17 protein-coding genes are annotated in these 17,885 nt (G+C 62.0%); 4 read left to right on the forward strand and 13 right to left on the reverse strand.

Translation table 11 applies throughout. The annotated features are described in order from the left end of the window. Positions 1-9: 9 nt before the first annotated feature. The 5 genes from astD to AC0Z42_RS28150 all read right to left on the reverse strand — a co-directional run bounded on the left by astD (position 10) and on the right by AC0Z42_RS28150 (position 5,999). On the reverse strand, positions 10-1,500 hold the full coding sequence (gene astD / locus AC0Z42_RS28130; RefSeq protein WP_485471367.1) for a succinylglutamate-semialdehyde dehydrogenase: 1,491 nt from the start codon (positions 1,498-1,500) through the stop codon (positions 10-12). Continuing rightward, on the reverse strand, positions 1,493-2,545 hold the full coding sequence (gene astA / locus AC0Z42_RS28135) for an arginine N-succinyltransferase (protein WP_485471368.1): 1,053 nt from the start codon (positions 2,543-2,545) through the stop codon (positions 1,493-1,495). Before astA ends, astD begins: the two co-directional genes overlap by 8 nt. A gap of 12 nt (positions 2,546-2,557) precedes the next feature. Beyond that, positions 2,558-3,589 carry an arginine N-succinyltransferase gene (locus AC0Z42_RS28140; protein ID WP_485471369.1) on the reverse strand — a complete coding sequence of 344 codons (1,032 nt, stop codon included), beginning with the start codon at positions 3,587-3,589 and terminating at the stop codon, positions 2,558-2,560. Positions 3,590-3,670: 81 nt separating this feature from the next. Beyond that, positions 3,671-4,912 carry an acetylornithine/succinylornithine family transaminase gene (gene astC / locus AC0Z42_RS28145; protein WP_485471370.1) on the reverse strand — a complete coding sequence of 414 codons (1,242 nt, stop codon included), beginning with the start codon at positions 4,910-4,912 and terminating at the stop codon, positions 3,671-3,673. Positions 4,913-5,054: 142 nt separating this feature from the next. Continuing rightward, positions 5,055-5,999 carry a GlxA family transcriptional regulator gene (locus tag AC0Z42_RS28150; protein WP_485471371.1) on the reverse strand — a complete coding sequence of 315 codons (945 nt, stop codon included), beginning with the start codon at positions 5,997-5,999 and terminating at the stop codon, positions 5,055-5,057. Positions 6,000-6,152: 153 nt separating this feature from the next. On the opposite strand from AC0Z42_RS28150, the gene AC0Z42_RS28155 reads away from it, so the two are divergent. The 3 genes from AC0Z42_RS28155 (at position 6,153) to AC0Z42_RS28165 (ending at position 7,992) form a co-directional block, all read left to right on the forward strand. Continuing rightward, positions 6,153-6,542, forward strand: a complete 390-nt coding sequence (locus AC0Z42_RS28155; protein ID WP_485471372.1) for a MarR family winged helix-turn-helix transcriptional regulator — start codon at positions 6,153-6,155, stop codon at positions 6,540-6,542. Between the two features lie 44 nt (positions 6,543-6,586). Beyond that, entirely contained in the window at positions 6,587-6,871 is a 285-nt protein-coding gene (locus AC0Z42_RS28160; RefSeq protein WP_308924034.1) for a hypothetical protein, read from the forward strand. 272 nt (positions 6,872-7,143) lie between these two features. Beyond that, the gene (locus tag AC0Z42_RS28165) at positions 7,144-7,992 is read left to right on the forward strand and encodes an HDOD domain-containing protein (protein WP_485471373.1); all 849 of its coding nucleotides are present in this window, start codon (positions 7,144-7,146) and stop codon (positions 7,990-7,992) included. On the opposite strand, the gene AC0Z42_RS28170 is transcribed toward AC0Z42_RS28165, so the two are convergent. The 8 genes from AC0Z42_RS28170 to queA all read right to left on the reverse strand — a co-directional run bounded on the left by AC0Z42_RS28170 (position 7,989) and on the right by queA (position 15,587). Then, entirely contained in the window at positions 7,989-8,150 is a 162-nt protein-coding gene (locus AC0Z42_RS28170) for a hypothetical protein (RefSeq protein ID WP_485471374.1), read from the reverse strand. The genes AC0Z42_RS28165 and AC0Z42_RS28170 overlap by 4 nt on opposite strands. A 184-nt stretch (positions 8,151-8,334) precedes the next feature. Continuing rightward, on the reverse strand, positions 8,335-8,985 hold the full coding sequence (locus tag AC0Z42_RS28175) for a glutathione S-transferase family protein (RefSeq protein ID WP_485471375.1): 651 nt from the start codon (positions 8,983-8,985) through the stop codon (positions 8,335-8,337). A 40-nt stretch (positions 8,986-9,025) separates the two neighbouring features. Continuing rightward, positions 9,026-9,724, reverse strand: a complete 699-nt coding sequence (locus AC0Z42_RS28180; protein ID WP_485471376.1) for a helix-turn-helix transcriptional regulator — start codon at positions 9,722-9,724, stop codon at positions 9,026-9,028. Between the two features lie 69 nt (positions 9,725-9,793). Continuing rightward, the gene (secF, locus tag AC0Z42_RS28185; RefSeq protein ID WP_485471377.1) at positions 9,794-10,816 is read right to left on the reverse strand and encodes a protein translocase subunit SecF; all 1,023 of its coding nucleotides are present in this window, start codon (positions 10,814-10,816) and stop codon (positions 9,794-9,796) included. Between the two features lie 87 nt (positions 10,817-10,903). Then, positions 10,904-12,769, reverse strand: a complete 1,866-nt coding sequence (gene secD, locus AC0Z42_RS28190) for a protein translocase subunit SecD (RefSeq protein WP_485471378.1) — start codon at positions 12,767-12,769, stop codon at positions 10,904-10,906. A 93-nt stretch (positions 12,770-12,862) separates the two neighbouring features. Next, the gene (gene yajC / locus AC0Z42_RS28195; RefSeq protein WP_308924027.1) at positions 12,863-13,195 is read right to left on the reverse strand and encodes a preprotein translocase subunit YajC; all 333 of its coding nucleotides are present in this window, start codon (positions 13,193-13,195) and stop codon (positions 12,863-12,865) included. Between the two features lie 195 nt (positions 13,196-13,390). Next, on the reverse strand, positions 13,391-14,530 hold the full coding sequence (gene tgt / locus AC0Z42_RS28200; RefSeq protein WP_485471379.1) for a tRNA guanosine(34) transglycosylase Tgt: 1,140 nt from the start codon (positions 14,528-14,530) through the stop codon (positions 13,391-13,393). Position 14,531: 1 nt separating this feature from the next. Further along, positions 14,532-15,587 carry a tRNA preQ1(34) S-adenosylmethionine ribosyltransferase-isomerase QueA gene (gene queA / locus AC0Z42_RS28205; protein ID WP_485471380.1) on the reverse strand — a complete coding sequence of 352 codons (1,056 nt, stop codon included), beginning with the start codon at positions 15,585-15,587 and terminating at the stop codon, positions 14,532-14,534. Between the two features lie 176 nt (positions 15,588-15,763). On the opposite strand from queA, the gene recG reads away from it, so the two are divergent. Continuing rightward, positions 15,764-17,866: an ATP-dependent DNA helicase RecG gene (recG, locus tag AC0Z42_RS28210; RefSeq protein ID WP_485471381.1), complete on the forward strand. Its 2,103-nt coding sequence runs from the start codon at positions 15,764-15,766 to the stop codon at positions 17,864-17,866. The last annotated feature ends 19 nt before the right edge of the window (positions 17,867-17,885 follow it).

Raw genomic sequence — 17,885 nt, forward strand, 5'->3', positions numbered from 1 at the left:
GAAAACTCCTTAGAAATGCAAACCGGGCGACAGCTTGGCCGGCAGGGACAAGGCCGCGTTCTCGATCGAGGCGACCGGGTAGGCGCAGTAATCGGCCGCGTAATAGGCGCTCGGGCGATGGTTGCCCGACTTGCCGATGCCGCCGAACGGCGCCGTGCTGGCCGCGCCCGTGGTCGGGCGGTTCCAGTTGATGATGCCGGCGCGTGCGCGCGTCTGGAATTTTTTCCACAGTGCCGCATCGTCCGACAACAGCGCCGCCGCGAGACCAAACTCGGTGGCGTTGGCCACCTTCAGCGCCGCGTCGAAGTCGCTCACGCGGATCACCTGCAGCAGTGGGCCAAACCATTCTTCGTCCGGGATGCCTTTCGCGTCGGTGACGTCGACGATGCCGGCCGTGACAAAGCCCGCTTCCGGGTTCAGCTGGCGCATCTGCAGCAGGCTGGTGCCGCCCTTGGCGACCATGTCCATCTGCGCCTGCACCAGTCGCTTGGCCACGGCAGCGGAGACGACAGGCCCCATGAACGGCTCGGGCTGGGCGTTCGAGGCGCCGATGCCCAGCTTGCCCGCCACTTCCACCAGGCGTTTGACGAAAGCGGCACCGGCAGCGTTATCCTGCACCACCAGGCGGCGCGCGCAGGTGCAGCGCTGGCCGGCCGAGACAAACGCGGAAAAAATCGCGTGGTGCACGGCCGCGTCGACGTCCTGGATATCCCACACCACCAGCGCGTTGTTGCCGCCCATTTCCAGCGCCAGCATCTTGCCCGGCTGGCCGCCGAACTGGCGATGCAGGCTGACGCCGGTCTGGCACGAGCCCGTAAACAGCACGCCGTCGAGCAAGGCGTTGGCGCCCAGCGCGACGCCGGTATCGCGCGCGCCATTGACCAGGTTGATCACGCCATCGGGCAAGCCGGCCTGCTGCCACAGCTGCACGGTTTTGATGGCCGTGCGCGGCGCATATTCGCTGGGCTTGAAGACGATGGTGTTGCCGGCGATCAGGGCCGGCACGATATGGCCGTTGGGCAGATGGCCAGGAAAATTGTACGGGCCGAACACGCCGAACACGCCGTGCGGGCGGTGACGCAGCACCGCGTCGCCGTCGGCGATGGTGCTTTGCGTGACGCCTGTGCGCGCGTTGTACGACTGCACCGAGATATCGATCTTGTTGGCCATGGTGGCCACTTCGGTACGCGACTCCCACAAGGGTTTGCCGACTTCTTCCGAGATCAGCAGGGCCAGCTCTTCGGCATTGGCTTTCAGCAGGTCGCGAAAGCGCACGCAGGCGGCGATGCGCTCGTCGACAGGCGTATCGGCCCAGGCGTCAAAGGCGGCGCGGGCGGCCAGGCAGGCCTGTTCCACGTCAAGTTCGGTCGCGGCCAGGCTGGCCCAGGTCTGGCGGCCAGTGGACGGGTCGATGGTCACCAGTTCGGCGCCGCTGCCTGGCAGCCAGGCGCCGTTGATGAAGTTCGATGGGGCGGATGCTGCATTGAACAGTTCAGACATGGGTATGCTTCCTCGGGTTGAGTGACAGCGTGCGCACGGTATCGCCGTGCCGGCAGCGCAGCAGGTGCAATTCATCGTCGTGCAATGCCAGCTTGCCGCCTTGCGGCATGGCGTCGGTGACGATCATGCGGAAATCCTTCAGGTCGGTGTTCGACACCAGGTAAGGCTCGGCATCGGCCGGCAGTGCGCAGGCCTCCGCGCTGCTTTGCGCATCGAGCACGGCCGGCAGGCTGTCGCGCATGGCGCGCAGTTCGGACACGCGCGCCTGCAGCACCGGACCGGCGTCGAAAATATCGACATAACCTTCAAAGTGCAGGCCTTCCTGTTCCAGCAGGCGGCGCGCCGGCGCCGTGCTCAGATGGACCTTGCCGATCACTTCCTGCGCTTCGTCGGGCAGGTAGGCCACGTACATCGGCTGGCGCGGCATCAGTTCGGCGATAAACGACTTTTTACCAAGGCTGGTCAGGTCGTCGACATGGTGAAAATCCATCTTGAAGAAGTGGCGGCCCAGGCCTTCGTAGAACGGCGAGCTGCCGTCCTGGGCCTGGTAGCCGCGCATCTCGGCGATCAGCTTTTCGGTGAACAGGTGCGGGAACTGGGCGATGAACAGGAAGCGGCTTTTCGACAGCAGCTTGCCGTTGTTGCCGCTGCGGTAATCGGGGTGCAGGAACAGCGAACACAGTTCGGTGCTGCCCGTCAGGTCGTTCGACAGGTACAGCGTTTCCATGCGCGTAAACACGTCGAGCTCGCGGCTGGAATGGACCAGCGTGCCGATGCGGTAATTGTAAAACGGCTCTTCCAGGCCGACCGCGCCCTTGATGGCGCACACGCCGGCCAGGCGGCCCGAATCGGTGTCCTCCATGACGAACATGTAGTCGCGCTTTTCAGGCGGGATGGTTTCGGCGAACGAGGCGCAGGCAATCGCCAGCCGGTCGCCCAGCATGGTCATGTCGGGCTTGAGGGTGGTCATGCCGGTGCCGACCTGGCTGGCCAGGCCATACAGGGCGTCGAGATCAGAGGCGTTGATGGCGCGAACTACTAGCATGCGATGGTCTCCTTAGATGCGTACGCAGATGACGCTGTCGCCGGCGGACACCGCCAGCGCGTCGAGCAGGTCGGCCGGCAGGCCCACCGTGTCCTGCGCCTCAAGCGCATCGCAGGCGAACGTGACGGCGCGGAAATTGCGCTCGGCGCCGGAGGCGATCGCGTAATTGACTTTCAGGCCGGTGCGGCTGGGCGTCATGCCTGCCGTTACGCGGCGTGTGAGCGACCCGGTAAACGAGCGCAGCGAATTCTTGTGCGCCTGCAGGATCGGGCCGCCGTCAAAAATATCGATGTAGTCGTCGGCTTCAAAGCCCTCTTCCGTCAGCAGGTTGAAGGCCAGCTCGCCGCTCGGATGGATCTGGCCCATGGCCGCCTGCGCGTCGCCGGGCAGCAGCGGCACATACACCGGGTAGTGCGGCATCAGTTCGACGATCAGGGTGCGGTTGCGCGCGCCGCCGATGACTTTTTCGGCATCGAGAAAATCCATCTGGAAGAACTTGCGGCCCAGCGCATCCCAGAACGGCGACTGGCCATTGCCGTCGGTGATGCCGGCCAGCGGCACGAAAAAACGGTCGCCGAAACGGTGCGGCGCCAGGACGGCAAACAGCAGCCGCGCGCGCGACAGCAGCGCCGCTTCCAGGCCCGCCTGCTCCATGTTGCGCACGTAAAAGCCGGACAACTGCGAGTACGCCGTCAGCTCCGAACACAGGGTCAGTGCATGCACGCTGTGGCTGATGTTCAGGTCGCGCGAGACCTGCTGGATGACGTCGTTGCGAAAGGAAAAATAGGTGCCGTTCGAGCCGGCCGAGGCGAAGATGGCGGCCGTGCCCAGGATGCTGTTGTCGGCCAGCGATTCAAGCACGAACAGATACGATTCTTCGCTGGGGATATCGACATGGGCGGCAAACGAGGCGATGGAGCGCTCGACGGAAGCGGCGATTTTCTCGCGCGTCTTCGGCAGGGTATGGACACCCGGCATGGTGATCGCGGCCAGCGCTTCAAGGGCCGCGATATCCGCGATTTCTACCGGACGGACAACATACATGGAGACTCCTTAATCACAGGGTAAAACCAGGCCGGCCCGCGGCAAAGGCGGCGGGCCGGTGAAGTGTGACGCGGTAGTTGTTTATGCCTTGAGCAGGCCGTCAATGCCAACCCGCAGCAGGCGGCCGGCCTCGGCAATCTGCTCGTCCGACACGATCAGCGCCGGCGCCAGGCGCACCACATCCATGCCGGCGATCAAGACCATCAGGCCCTGCGCTTCGGCGGCCTTCTGGATATCTTTCGCGCGGCCTTTCCAGGCGTCGCTGACGACCAGGCCCAGCAGCAAGCCGCTGCCGCGCACCACCGAAAACACTTGTGGATAGTCGTTGATCAGGCTTTCCAGCATGGCGATGGTGTTGACGCTGGCCTCTTTCACGCGCGCCAAAAAGGCCGGCGTATTGATCGTTTCCAGCACTTTCAACGCCACGGTGGTGGCCAGCGGGTTGCCGCCGTAGGTGGTGCCATGGGTGCCGACGCCCAGCGTTTGCGCCAGCGCTTCGGTGGTCAGCATGGCGCCGATCGGATAGCCATTGCCCAGCGCCTTGGCGGCAGTCAGGATGTCCGGCGTGACGCCATAGCCCATGTAGGCAAACAGCGCGCCGGTACGGCCCATGCCGCACTGCACTTCGTCGAAAATCAAGAGGGCGCCGGTCTTGTCGCACAGCGCGCGCAGTTCCTTGAGGAATTCAGGATTGCCCGGCACCACGCCGCCTTCGCCTTGCACCGGCTCGACGATCACCGCGCACACATCGTCGCCGATGGCGGCGCGCGCCGCTTCGATATCGTTGTAGGCGATATGGTCGATCGATGGCGGCAGCGGCTCGAACCCTTCCGTGTATTTCGACTGGCCGCCGACCGACACCGTAAACAAGGTGCGGCCATGGAAGGAGCTGAAGCACGAGATGATGCGCGACTTGTGCGCGCCGAATTTGCCGTGCGCATATTTGCGCGCCAGTTTCAGTGCCGCTTCATTGGCTTCCGCGCCCGAGTTGCAGAAGAACGCGCGGTCGGCAAAGGTCGCTTCGGTCAGCGCCTGCGCCAGGCGCAGCACCGGTTCGTTGGTGTAGCCATTGCCCAGGTGCCACAGGGTATTGATCTGCTTGGTCAGCACCTCGACCAGCGCTGGATGGCAGTGACCGAGGCTGTTGACGGCGATGCCGGAGGTGAAATCGAGGTAATGCTTGCCGGACTGGTCCCACAGATCGAGGCCGGCGCCGCGCACGGGCACCATGGCAGCGGGAGCGTAGGTGGGAACGAGAACCTGATCATAGGTTTCGCGGGTGACTGGACGAGCCGTTACGGTCGAATCAAGCTTGGCATTCATAGCATTCCCCATCAATATGTTAGGTACTCCCGCAGCTACGACAGCTGCGCGTGTACTGCATTATAAAAAGCGGGATGCTAAAACTCTTTTGAATCTGCGACAAGGATTTTCACAATCGATCACAGGAAAACCGTTGCTGTAGTTAGCCTGGTGGCATCAATTTGCGTTGTCGCTCTTCGCGCGGCGTGTTGCCGAACAGCGTACCGAAGGCGGTGGAAAAGTGCGATCCCGACGAAAAGCCGCACATCAGCCCCACTTGCACGATGGAATAGTGTGTATCGAGCAACAGTTGCCGCGAGCGCTGCAGCCGCAGCTCCAGGTAGTAGCGCGACGGCAGGCTGCCCAGGTATTGCTTGAACAGCCGTTCCAGCTGGCGCCGCGACAGGCCCACCAGGCTGGCGATGTCGTCGGTGGACAGCGGTTCCTCGATATTGGTCTCCATCAAGGTTACCGCTTCCGACAATTTTGGCTGCAGCACGCCGAAACGCGCCTGCAAGGCGACGCGCTGGCGCTCTTCCTTGCCGCGCACCTTGTCGACGCACAGTGCTTCCTTGACCAGCGCCTGCGCGTCGGCACCGAAGATGGTCTCGATCAGGGTCAGCGAAAAGTCGATGCTGGCCGCGCCGCCACAACAGGTGATGTGCGGGCCGTCGATATCGAACAGATGCGGCGTCAGGATGGCGCGCTCGGCCTTGGCTTCCGCATCGGCATACAAGGCCCACGGCAGCGCGATGCGCACGCCATCCATCACGCCCGCGTCGGCCAGCCACAGCACGGCCGCGCCCACGCCGCCCCAGAACGGCGCCGAGCGGCAGCGCTCGATCACGGCGCGGCACAGTTCAGGCGCCAGCGGCGCTTCGGTCTCGTCGGCCACCAGCAGGGCCACATGCCAGTTGCCGCCCTGGGCCGCCACCTGTTCGGGGCTGCGGATCTCCAGTTGCAGCGCTTGCGGCCCCAGCGCGCGCGCGCACAGGCGCAGCGGCTGCACCAGGCCGGCCCAGGTGATCGACTCGGCGTCGCCGGCATGGATCAGCAGCAAGCGCAGCGGTTTATCGAGGCCGATACGGGAAAGATTGGCAAAGGACATCGGCAGGCGGAGTCAGGTCGAGGGCTGGAGTGCGCACATGATACCGGAGTTCGGCCACGCGTTTGGCGCGCCGGAAAAAAGCGGGCCACAAGGATATAATCACGGCCTATGGGTGAACGATATTTAAAAAGTATCCGGCTGCTGGCTGAGTGCATGCAAGGCTTCGAACGGTTTTCGAGCGACTTCGTGCGCCAGTACGGCTTGACGCATGCGCAGTTCGACATCATCGCCACGCTGGGCAATACCTGCGGCATGCCGTACAAGGAACTGGGGCAGAAAACCCTGATCACCAAGGGCACGCTGACGGGCGTGATCGAACGGCTGGAGCAAAAAGGACTGGTCAGGCGCGAGCGCTGTCCGCACGACAAGCGGTCCTATTCCGTGCGCCTGAGCTGCGAAGGCGAGCAAGTGTTTCATGAAGTGTTTCCCAAGCTTACCAGGCAAGGGCAGCACTTGTTTGAAGGCTATACCGAAGACGATTTCGTCCGCCTGGAAAACACCCTGGCGGGACTGAAACAGGCCATTGCAAACGGCCACAGCTGAAAACTCATCAAGCAAGCATCCAAAAAATATCAAAGGAAACCAAGTTGAAAACCTCCCTGCTCGACGGCAAAAAACCTGCCCATTTCGATAAACACATTATCGGCAACCTGCTGCTCAACGCCAGCACGCCGGAACTGGTGCGCCAGGAAAAGCTGATTATCGGCGTACGCAACGAGGACGGCGAAATCTACCGCCTGATCGGCGCGACCAAGCACAACAGCTTCATGAACGCGGTCGAGGAATTGTTCGACCTGGGTTTGACCGATGAGCTGGAAGACAGCGATGAGCTGGTGGAAGGCTGCGACGCCATTTTCAGCGAAGTACTCTGATAACGCGTAATAAAACCTACTGCGCGTCGCGCTTTGCGGCCTGCGATGCTCACCGTACTAAAGTACGGTTGCGCTTCTTAGCCACAAATCACTGCCGCTCGCTACGGTTTTCTTAAGCGTTGAAAAGACTGTAGTAAAACCAGGCATGCGCCAGTATCTGTCAGCATGCCTTTTTCGTTTACCAGGCAGTTGCTTGCGCCAACTTGCTTTATTTGCGAAAAACTCAAGTCAAAAAAGTTCCGCAAAGAAATATTGCGAGTATAATTTTTTCGATGAACAGACTCGACGCCTTTAAAAGTATCGCCGCATCAGCTGGCCGTGGCGAGCTGACTTTCCCTGCCAATGTGGACGCTTCGCTCAAGCTGCAGCAGGCGCTGGCCGATCCCGATTGCCATATCGAAGCGGCCGCCAAGCTGGTGCAGGCCGATCCGCTGCTGGCCGCGCGCACGGTGGCGATCGCCAATTCGGCTGCCTTCAACCGTTCCGGCATCGAAATCACCAGCGTGCGCAACGCGGTGCAGCGCCTGGGCGTGCGCACCTTGCAATCGGTGGTGGCCGCGCTGATCGTGCGCCAGCTGGGCAGCACCATCACCGATCCGGTGCTGCAGGCCAAGGCGGCCCAGCTGTGGGAACACACGGCCCATGTGGCGGCGCTGTCGCAGGTGATCGCGCGCCGCGTCACCAAGGTCGACGCCGATACGGCGCTGTTTTCCGGCATCATGCATGAAGTGGGCGGCTTTTATCTGCTGTCGCGCGCGGCCGAGTTTCCTGGCCTGCTCGATGGCGAGCCGCATGAATGGATGGAATACGGCGAGCAGGCGATCGGCCACGGCGTGCTGTCCAAGCTGAAGGTGCCCGAAGCGGTGATGAACGCCATCGCTTCGCTGTGGGAAGGCATGCGCGCAATTCCCCCTGAATCGCTGGGCGATACCTTGCTGCTGGCCAACGACCTGGCGCCCGTCTCATCGCCTTTGAACGAAAGCCCGGCGGCGATTGCCGTGCGCTCTGCCCGCGCCGCGCGCAGCATCGACTGCCTGATCGGCGACGATGCAACCTTGTCGAGCATCCTGGCTGATGCGGACGAGGAAGTACAGTCGCTGCTGCGCGTGCTGGTGCATTAATCCTTTTTCACCGGCACCAATGGTGCTGCTAGCGGCTTGGCGCTCTCGACAATCAGCACATGCTTGTCCATCGCCGGCGTGCGTTGCCGCTGCTGCACCACCATCGTGGCAACAGCTTTGGTACTGAGCAGGGGCTTGGGATGGCGTGGGAAGAACATGGCGTTCCTTGTAGAAGTCGCATGCTGCCCAGATGCAGCCGATGATCGACTTTTCAAGCAGCCAAAAAAAACCCGCTCGAAAGCGGGTAAAGTCCAAAGCTAGGGATGTCCTGAAAGAGACAGTTCCATCATATGGCCGCCGCCTGGCGCACTCCGTGCGCTGGCTAACTTAAAACAGCATGCCTTACCAAAGTGGATTGGTTTCCTGCCAGGCCGGCAGTTGCTGCACGCGGGCAAACCAGGCTTGCAGATGCGCGTACTGCGCCAGCGGCAGCTCCACCTTGTCGCGGTACATCAGCGGCGCGGCCAGCGCGAAGTCGGCCAGGCTCAGCTGCTCGCCGCAAACCCACGCACGGCCAGCCAGGTGGTTGTCGAGCACGAAGGCGCATTCGGCCAGTTCGCGTTCGCCGCGCGCCACTTCCAGTGGATCGGCGTCGCCGCAGCCCGTCATGCCCTTCCACGCCCGCTCCCAGGTCAAGACGCCAATCGCCGGCGCGAAATGCTGGGCGCACCAGAACATCCAGCGGTCGACGTCCGCGCGCGCCTGGGGTGCTTCCGGATACAGGGTCTGGCCCGGCGCCTTGCCTGCCAGGTATTGCATGATGGCGCACGACTCCCACAGCAGAAACGTGCCATCGGCCAGCACCGGCACCTTGACGTTGGGGTTGAGCTCGGCCAGGCGGCGGCGGTCATCCATGTTCATCAGGTCGACTTCGGCCAGTTCCAGCGGCAGCTCGAGGTGGATCGCCGTCATCAGGGTACGGCGGGCGTTGGACGACATGGGGTTGTGATACAGGCGCATGATGATGGCTCCGGTCAGTAAAGAAGCCACCATGGTAAGAGCCGGCACTGACAGTTTTTGTCAGGAGAACAGCTTACGTTTCCGGCTCGATATCGTACATCTTGCGCCAGACGCCAAGCAGCTCGTGGCGCCGCTTCGGGTAGCGCTCGCCACCGTCGACGCTGGCGATGCGGTCGATGCGGAAATGGCGGTAGTCGCTGCGCAATTCGCACCAGGCGGCCAGCAATCGCTTGCCTTCGAAATAGGCCAGCGCGAACGGCCAGACGGTGCGCGCGGTGGCGCTGCCGTGCTCGTCCTGGTAACCGAGGGTGAGCTTGCATTCATGGCGGATCGCCTCGCGTACCGGCTGCACGAAACGGTCGGCCACGGCGCCACCATCGGCCGCCTGGCCCAGCGGCACCCACAGGCTGGTCTCGGCCATGCTGTCGCGCAAGTCACGCGGCGAGGCGGCGGCGATTTTTGCCAGCGCCTTGCTGGCCGCCTGCGCCAGCGCAGAGTCACCCTGGCGGCGTACCCAGCGCGCGCCCAGCACCAGCGCTTCGAGCTCGTCGGCGTCAAACATCAGCGGCGGCAGGAATGCGCCACGGCGCAGCAGATAGCCGACCCCTGCCTCGCCCTGCAGCGGCGCGCCCAGCTCGGCCAGGGTCTGGATGTCGCGGTAGATGGTGCGTTCGGATACCCCCAACTGCTGCGCCAGTTGCGCCGCCGTCACCGGCACCCGCTTGGCGCGCATGGCGTCCATCAATAAAAACAGGCGGCCGCTGCGGCTCATGATGCGCTCACTTATAAAAAAACGGCCACCTGCGGTGACCGTTCTTGTCATTCGACATACAACGCTGGCTTACACCACGGCGCCGTCGGTTTCGTCTTTTTCCTTGACCGGCTTGATCAGGTCTTCGCGCTTGACGCCCAACCACATGGCGATCGCCGCCGCCACGAACACCGACGAGTAGATGCCGAAGCAGATACCGATGGTCAGCGCAACGGCGAAGTAATGCAGGGTCTGGCCGCCGAAGAACAGCATCGACAGCACCATCATCTGGGTACAGCCGTGGGTGATGATGGTACGCGAGATGGTGCTGGTGATCGCGTTGTCGATCACTTCATGCACGGACGCCTTGCGCTGCTTGCGGAAGTTTTCGCGAATACGGTCAAAGATCACCACCGATTCATTGACCGAGTAGCCAAGCACGGCCAGGATCGCCGCCAGCACCGTCAGCGAGAATTCCCACTGGAAGTAGGCGAAGAAGCCCAGGATGATCACCACGTCGTGCAGGTTGGCGAAAATCGCCGAGACGGCGTATTTCCATTCGAAGCGGATCGCCAGGTAGATCATCACGCCGATAATCACCATGACCAGCGCGTTCAGGCCGTTCTGCGCTAGTTCCTCGCCCACTTGCGGGCCGACGAATTCAACTTTCTGCATCACCAGCGCTTCATTGCCGGCCGCGTCCACGCAGGCGCTCTTGAGCACGTGCTCGCCTTTTTCGGTGACGGTGTCGATCGCCTTGGTGCTGCCCTGCTCGACCTTGCACAGCGTTTCAAACACGCGCAGCGAGGTATTGGCGGCGGACACGCCTTTTTCCACCGGCAGGCGGATCATCACGTCGCGCGCCGTGTCGAAGCTGGTCACGCCCGGCTCTTCATAGCCCATCTTGATCAGCGTGCCGCGGATGCCTTCGAGATTGGCCGCCTTCGGGTACTTGACCTCCATCACCGTGCCGCCCTTGAATTCGACCGACAGGTGCAAGCCCTTGTGGAACAGGAAGAAGACCGCAGCCACAAATGTCAGGGCCGAAATCACGTTGAAAATCAACGCATGGCGCATGAAGGGAATATCTTTTTTGATCCGGAAAAATTCCATGAAATCCTCTGAGTTCTATTCTGTGCGTCCGGCGGCTGGGCCACCGGACGCTTTCGCTATGACGCTAATGGGGTCAGGCCGGGCCGCTTACTTGCTGATGCCAGGGACCCAGACCGTGCCGATCGACAGCGAGGTCAGCTTTTTCTTGCGGCCATACCAGAGGTTGACCACGCCGCGCGAAACAAACACGGCCGAGAACATCGAGGTCAGGATGCCCAGGCAGTGCACGATGGCAAAGCCGCGTACCGGACCGCTGCCGAAGGCCATCAGGGCTACGCCGACGATCAGGGTGGTGACGTTCGAGTCCAGGATGGTGGCCCAGGCGCGGTCGAAACCGGCCGAGATCGCCGCCTGCGGCGTGCTGCCGGCGCGCAGTTCTTCACGGATACGTTCATTGATCAGGACGTTGGCGTCAATCGCCATGCCCAGCGCCAGCGCAATCGCGGCAATACCGGGCAAGGTCAGGGTAATCTGGATCATCGACAGCAAGGCGATCAGCAGCAACAGGTTGCACGCCAGCGCCAGCACGCTGAAGGCGCCGAACATCATGTAGTAGATGATCATGAAGATGGCGATCGCCAGGAAGCCGTACATGGTCGAATGGAAACCCTTGGCGATGTTTTCAGCGCCCAGTTGCGGTCCGATCGTGCGTTCTTCGATGACGGTCATCGGTGCCGACAGGGCGCCCGAGCGCAGCAGCAGCGACAGTTCGTTGGCGTTTTCGGCGCCGCCCATGCCGGTGATCTGGAAGCGCGAACCGAGTTCCTGCTGGATGGTGGCGACCGACAATACTTCAGGCTTGCCTTTTTCAAACAGCACGATGGCCATGCGCTTGCCGACTCTTTCACGGGTCGCTTCGCGCATCTTGCGGCCACCGTCGCCGTTCAGGTCGATCGACACGGCTGCCTGCTGGTTCTGGTCGAAGCTGGCGGTGGCGCTGGAGATATAGTCGCCGGTCAGGATCACGTCTTTCGACAGCACGACAGGCACGCCTTTGCCGACGGTAAACAGCTCGGAATTGAATGGAATCGCGCTCGACATTTCGGTGCCCGGCACGATGGTCTCGTCGACCAGGCGCACTTCCAGGGTGGCGGTGCGGCCAATGATGGCTTTTGCGCGGGCCACGTCCTGCACGCCAGGCAATTGCACCACGATGCGGTCAGGACCTTGCTGCTGGATCAGCGGCTCGGCCACGCCCAGCTCGTTGACGCGCTTGGACAGGGTCGAAATATTCTGTTTCACGCCTTCGTCGACGGTGGCTTTCAGTGCCGCCGGTTTCAGGGTCACCACCAGTTTTAGGTCGCTGCCGCTGCCGGTGTCGGCAAACGCCAGTTCCGTCATCTGGTCGGCCAGTGTATTTTTGGCCTTCAGCCGCGTATCGGCGTCGCGGAAGTTGATTTCAATGCTGTCGCCCACGCGGTCGATGCCGGCATGGCGAATATTCTTGTCACGCAAGACGCTGCGCGCGGCAGACTGGATGCCTTGCACTTTCTTGGTCAGCACGGCTTTTGCATCGACCTGCATCAGGAAGTGCACGCCACCGCGCAAGTCCAGGCCGAGGAACATCGGCAGAGCATGGATCTTCTGCAGCCAGTGCGGCGTATTGGCTTGCAGGTTGACCGTCACCACATAGGTCGGGTCGGCCGGATCGGTATTGAGATCCTTTTCCAGCACCAGCTTGGCCTTGAACTGGGTATCGGGATCGGCGAAACGCACGCGCACGGAGGCGAGGTTGCCGACGCCGTCATAGGTAATGGCCTCCGACTTGATGTTCTCTTTCGTTAACACCTGCTCGACTTGCGTCATCAGCTCGCTGCTCACCTTGACGGTGGACTTGCCGCTGGTTACTTGCAACGCCGGTGATTCACCGAAATAATTGGGCACCGTATACAGTATGCCCAGCAATAAGGCGACGGCGATGAGGATGTATTTCCAGACAGGATAGCGATTCATATTGATTCAGCGTTCAGTGTTGAGCGTCGGAGGCGTCGAAAGCAGCACATTGGGCGGCGGATAGCCGCCCATGTCACATAACTACCGCGGTAATTACAGCGCCTTCAGCGTGCCTTTAGGCAGCAAGGTGGTGATGGAGCTCTTCTGTACCGTGATCTCGGTAGCGGTGGCCACTTCGATGGTGACGTAGGCGTCCACGACCTTGACAACACGGCCCAGCATGCCGCCGGCGGTAACGACTTCGTCACCCTTGGCCAGCGCGTCCATCATCGCCCGTTGTTCTTTGGCGCGTTTTTGCTGTGGGCGGATCATCAGGAAATACATGACCACGAACATCAATACCAGCGGCAAGAAGCTGGTCAGGTTGCCGCCGAGGCCAAGGGCATCGGTAGGGGCTTGCGCGTAAGCGTTGGAAATGAAAAACACGGTGACTCCAGTTCTAATCAGTTTGGAAAAATAGCGCTGTATTCTAGCATCGGCTGTCGTCCACCTTGCCCAAATGCAGGCATGGCAGCTCCAAATGGGGCTAAAAAAGCATTATGCAATGCTTTGCCCCCCCAACCAAGCGGCAAGACAGAAAACATACGGCCACGCCGATGTTGTCCTTGCTCTAAGGATTTCTTAAGTTCCGCGTGCCCGTTCCGCATGGAATTGCAAGGTAAATGCGTGGAAACGGTCTTCGTCGAGCGCCTCGCGCATCTGGCGCATCAGGTCCAGGTAGTAGTGCAGGTTGTGGATGGTGTTCAGGCGCGCGCCGAGGATTTCCTTCGAGCGGTGCAAGTGATGCAGATACGCACGCGAAAAATTGCGGCAGGCGTAGCAGCCGCAGGTTTCGTCCAGCGGCGCCTGGTCTTCCTTGTACTTGGCGTTCTTGATCTTGATGTCGCCAAAACGCGTAAACAGCCAGCCATTGCGCGCATTGCGGGTCGGCATCACGCAGTCGAACATGTCGATGCCGTTCGACACGCCGGCCACCAGGTCTTCCGGCGTACCGACGCCCATCAGGTAATGCGGCTTGTTGGCCGGCAGGCGCGGGCCGACGTGAGCCAGCATGCGCATCATGTCTTCCTTCGGCTCGCCGACCGACAGGCCGCCAATGGCGATACCGGGGAAATCGATCTCTTCGAGCTTGGCCAGCGACTCGTCGCGCAGCATCTCGAACATGCCGCCTTGCACGATGCCGAACAGCGCATTCGGGTTTTCGCCGCGGTGGAATTCGTCCTTCGAGCGCTGCGCCCAGCGCAGCGACATGCGCATCGACTTGGCCGCTTCTTCCAGCGTGGCAGGACGGCCGGCGATTTCATATGGCGTGCATTCGTCAAACTGCATCACGATGTCCGAATTCAAGACGCGCTGCACCTGCATCGACACTTCCGGCGACAAAAACAGTTTGTCGCCGTTGATCGGCGAATTGAAATGCACGCCCTCTTCCGTGATTTTGCGCATGGCGCCCAGCGAAAACACCTGGAAGCCGCCCGAGTCGGTCAGAATCGGCTTGTTCCAGCCCATGAAGCCGTGCAGGCCGCCGAATTTTTCCATGACGGTATTGCCCGGGCGCAGCCACAGGTGAAACGTGTTGCCAAGGATAATCTGCGCGTCGATTTCATTGAGTTCCAGCGGCGACATGGCTTTCACGGAACCGTAAGTGCCCACTGGCATGAAGATCGGCGTCTGCACGACGCCATGGTTCAGTTTCAAGGTGCCGCGGCGGGCGTGGGTCAACCCGCTTGTATCGGTCTTGAGTAATGTAAATTCCAGCATGTCAGTCTTTCACGGAAGGAGTGATGTTCAACGGAGCGCGCGATTGCGTGGTGAGCAACATCGCATCGCCATAGCTGAAGAAACGGTAGTGTTGCGCGATCGCATGCGCGTAGGCGCGGCGGATCGGCTCATAGCCGGCAAAGGCCGACACCAGCATCAGCAGGGTCGACTTCGGCAAATGGAAATTGGTGATCAGGCGCGTGACGGTTTTAAACGCATAGCCGGGCGTGATGAACAGGGCCGTATCGGCGCTGCCCGCTTCCAGCTGGCCGCTTTGCGAAGCCGATTCCAGCGCGCGCAGGCTGGTGGTGCCAACGGCCACCACGTCGCGCCCGGCCTGCTGCGTGGCGCGCACGGCGTCCACGGTTTCCTGCGGCATGGTGTACCACTCGGTATGCATTTTGTGTTCAGATAACACTTCGGTGCGCACCGGCTGGAAGGTGCCGGCGCCCACGTGCAGGGTCACATAGGCGAAATTGACGCCCTTGGCTTTGAGCTGGTCGAGCAGGGCCTGATCGAAATGCAGGCCGGCGGTCGGCGCGGCGACGGCGCCCGGCACCTTGTTGAACACGGTCTGGTAGCGCGTTTCGTCGAACTCGTCGGCGTCGTGCTCGATATACGGCGGCAGCGGCAGGCGGCCATGCGCTTCGATCAGCTCGAACACGTCGGCCTCGAAGTGCAAGGTGAAAAATTCGCCGGCGCGCTGGCCGACCGTGACGTCAAAGGCGTCGGCCAGGCGGATGAGGCAGCCCGGTGGCGGCGACTTCGAGGCGCGCACCTGGGCCAGCACCGTGCGGTCATCAAGCACGCGCTCGACCAGGGCCTCGATCTTGCCGCCGCTTTCCTTGACGCCGAAGAAACGCGCTTTCAACACGCGCGTGTCGTTCATCACCAGCAGGTCACCGGCTTGCAGCAGATTGACGATATCGGCAAAGCTGCGGTCGACCACGGCGTCGCCGTCCAGGTGCAACAGGCGCGAAGCGCTGCGCTCGGCCAGGGGAGTTTGCGCAATATTTTCTTGCGGCAAATTGAAATCGAAATCGGAAAGCGAATACATGCGTTTTGCTTGAAAAGTACGTCAACAATGATTAGGAGTGCGCAATGCGGCGTGTGGCACTATACTGTGCGCCTATACAGGCATTACAATAATCCGCCGCAAGATTATCTCTGCGGTACGCACAGGGTGTGCCGGACAACCCTCTATTTTACGCTAGCGGCAGCAAAATCTCTTATATGCCTGATCAAAAGCAAGATCTACCGCCAGCACCGAAGCCAGCACCGAAGCCAAAAGCCGTCAAAAAAGTGGTCAGCACGGACACCAAGCTGGCCCGGCTGGGCTTGCGCACCGATATGGACCTGGTGCTGCACCTGCCGATGCGCTACGAGGACGAGACCAAGGTGTACACGATACGCGACGCCTGCTTGCGCGGCGGCGAATCGTGGCAGGTCGAAGGCGTGGTTACCAAGTGCGAAGTCAATTTCAAGCCGCGCAAGCAGTTGCTCGTCACCATCGCCGATGAGACCGGCGACCTGCTGCTGCGCTTCATGAATTTCTACGGCAGCCAGGTCAAGCAACTGGCCGAGGGCACGCGGGTGCGCGCACGCGCCGAACTCAAGCACGGCTTTTTCGGCGCCGAGATGGTCCACCCGGTCTACAAGGTGGTCAACGAGGGCGCGCCGCTGCCGACCGCCCTGACGCCCGTTTATCCGTCCGGCGAAGGCCTGTCGCAACATGTGTTGCGGCGCGAGATTGCCGAGGCGATGAAACGCATCGACTGGGCCGACACCTTGCCCGAATCCCTGCTGCGTCAGATGCAGTTGTCGCCATTCCAGGCCGCCGTGCGCCTGCTGCACTACCCGCCGCAGCAGATCGATGAAAGCGCGCTGATGGACCGCTCGCACCCGGCCTGGATACGCATGAAGTTCGATGAACTGCTGGCCCAGCAGCTGTCGCTGAAACGCGCCCAGCGCGACCGCCGCTCGAAGGGCGCGGCCGCCCTGCCGTTCGTCGGCAGCCTGTCGACTGCCTTCCAGGCTGCCCTGCCGTTCAGGCTGACCGGCGCGCAGGCGCGCGTGCTCGATGAAATCCGCGCTGACCTGCGCCAGCCGTATCCGATGCAGCGTTTGCTGCAGGGGGACGTCGGCAGCGGCAAGACAGTGGTGGCGGCGTTATCCGCCACGCAGGCGATCGACAGCGGCTACCAGGCAGCATTGATGGCGCCGACCGAGATCCTGGCCGAGCAGCACTTTCGCAAGATCGCCGGCTGGATGGAGCCGCTGGGCGTCAAAGTCGCCTGGCTGACGGGCAGCCTGAAAAAGAAGGAAAAAACCGCGGCGTTGGCCCTGATCGAATCGGGCGAAGCGCAGCTGGTGATCGGCACGCACGCGCTGATCCAGGACAACGTGCAGTTCTCGAAACTGGGCCTGGTGATCGTCGACGAGCAGCACCGCTTTGGCGTCGGCCAGCGCCTGACCCTGCGCAACAAGGGCGACAGCGCGGCCGTGCCGCACCAGTTGATGATGTCGGCCACGCCGATCCCGCGCACCCTGGCGATGACCTACTACGCCGACCTGGAAGTGTCGGTGATCGACGAACTGCCGCCCGGACGCAGCCCGATCGTCACGCGCGCCATCGACCAGAACCGGCGCGACGAGGTGATCGCCCGCGTGTATGCCGCCGCGCTCGAGGGCCGCCAGGTGTACTGGGTCTGCCCGCTGATCGAAGAATCGGAAGCGCTGCAGCTGCAAACGGCCACCGACACCTACATGATGCTGGCCGAGGCCCTGCCCGCGCTGCAGGTGGGCCTGGTGCACGGGCGATTGAAGCCGGCCGAAAAACAGGAAGTAATGGACGCCTTTATCGCCGGCCAGCTGCACGTGCTGGTAGCCACCACCGTGATCGAGGTCGGCGTCGATGTGCCCAATGCGTCATTGATGGTGATCGAGCACGCCGAGCGTTTCGGTTTGTCGCAGCTGCACCAGCTGCGCGGGCGCGTCGGCCGCGGCTCGGCCGCCAGCGTCTGCCTGCTGCTGTACCAGGGCCCGCTGGGCGGCGTGGCGCGCCAGCGCTTGATGACCATGCGCGAAACCACCGACGGTTTTGAAATCGCCCGCCGCGACCTGGAAATTCGCGGCCCCGGCGAATTTCTCGGCGCGCGCCAGTCGGGCCAGGCCATGCTGCGCTTCGCCGACCTGGAAACCGATCAATGGCTGGTCGACCGGGCGCGCGACGTCGCGCACGATCTGCTGCACGCCACCTCGCCGGCCAGCGCGGCAACGGTAGAAGCGCACCTGGCGCGCTGGCTGGGCAACAAGGAAGAGTTTTTGAAAGTGTAGGTCGGATTAGCGCTCCGCG

This window comes from Janthinobacterium sp. 1L-D-8-B-C4 (assembly GCF_057291295.1).

Bases quoted from the DNA above. Each gene is read 5' to 3' on its own strand.
- recG (WP_485471381.1), top strand. From the start codon at position 15,764: ATGCCTGATCAAAAGCAAGATCTACCGCCAGCACCGAAGCCAGCACCG.
- astD (WP_485471367.1), bottom strand. From the start codon at position 1,500: ATGTCTGAACTGTTCAATGCAGCATCCGCCCCATCGAACTTCATCAAC.
- AC0Z42_RS28180 (WP_485471376.1), bottom strand. From the start codon at position 9,724: ATGAGCCGCAGCGGCCGCCTGTTTTTATTGATGGACGCCATGCGCGCC.
- tgt (WP_485471379.1), bottom strand. From the start codon at position 14,530: ATGCTGGAATTTACATTACTCAAGACCGATACAAGCGGGTTGACCCAC.
- AC0Z42_RS28170 (WP_485471374.1), bottom strand. From the start codon at position 8,150: ATGTTCTTCCCACGCCATCCCAAGCCCCTGCTCAGTACCAAAGCTGTT.
- astC (WP_485471370.1), bottom strand. From the start codon at position 4,912: ATGAATGCCAAGCTTGATTCGACCGTAACGGCTCGTCCAGTCACCCGC.
- AC0Z42_RS28175 (WP_485471375.1), bottom strand. From the start codon at position 8,985: ATGGTGGCTTCTTTACTGACCGGAGCCATCATCATGCGCCTGTATCAC.
- secF (WP_485471377.1), bottom strand. From the start codon at position 10,816: ATGGAATTTTTCCGGATCAAAAAAGATATTCCCTTCATGCGCCATGCG.
- AC0Z42_RS28155 (WP_485471372.1), top strand. From the start codon at position 6,153: ATGCAAGGCTTCGAACGGTTTTCGAGCGACTTCGTGCGCCAGTACGGC.
- queA (WP_485471380.1), bottom strand. From the start codon at position 15,587: ATGTATTCGCTTTCCGATTTCGATTTCAATTTGCCGCAAGAAAATATT.
- AC0Z42_RS28165 (WP_485471373.1), top strand. From the start codon at position 7,144: ATGAACAGACTCGACGCCTTTAAAAGTATCGCCGCATCAGCTGGCCGT.
- secD (WP_485471378.1), bottom strand. From the start codon at position 12,769: ATGAATCGCTATCCTGTCTGGAAATACATCCTCATCGCCGTCGCCTTA.
- AC0Z42_RS28150 (WP_485471371.1), bottom strand. From the start codon at position 5,999: ATGTCCTTTGCCAATCTTTCCCGTATCGGCCTCGATAAACCGCTGCGC.
- AC0Z42_RS28140 (WP_485471369.1), bottom strand. From the start codon at position 3,589: ATGTATGTTGTCCGTCCGGTAGAAATCGCGGATATCGCGGCCCTTGAA.
- astA (WP_485471368.1), bottom strand. From the start codon at position 2,545: ATGCTAGTAGTTCGCGCCATCAACGCCTCTGATCTCGACGCCCTGTAT.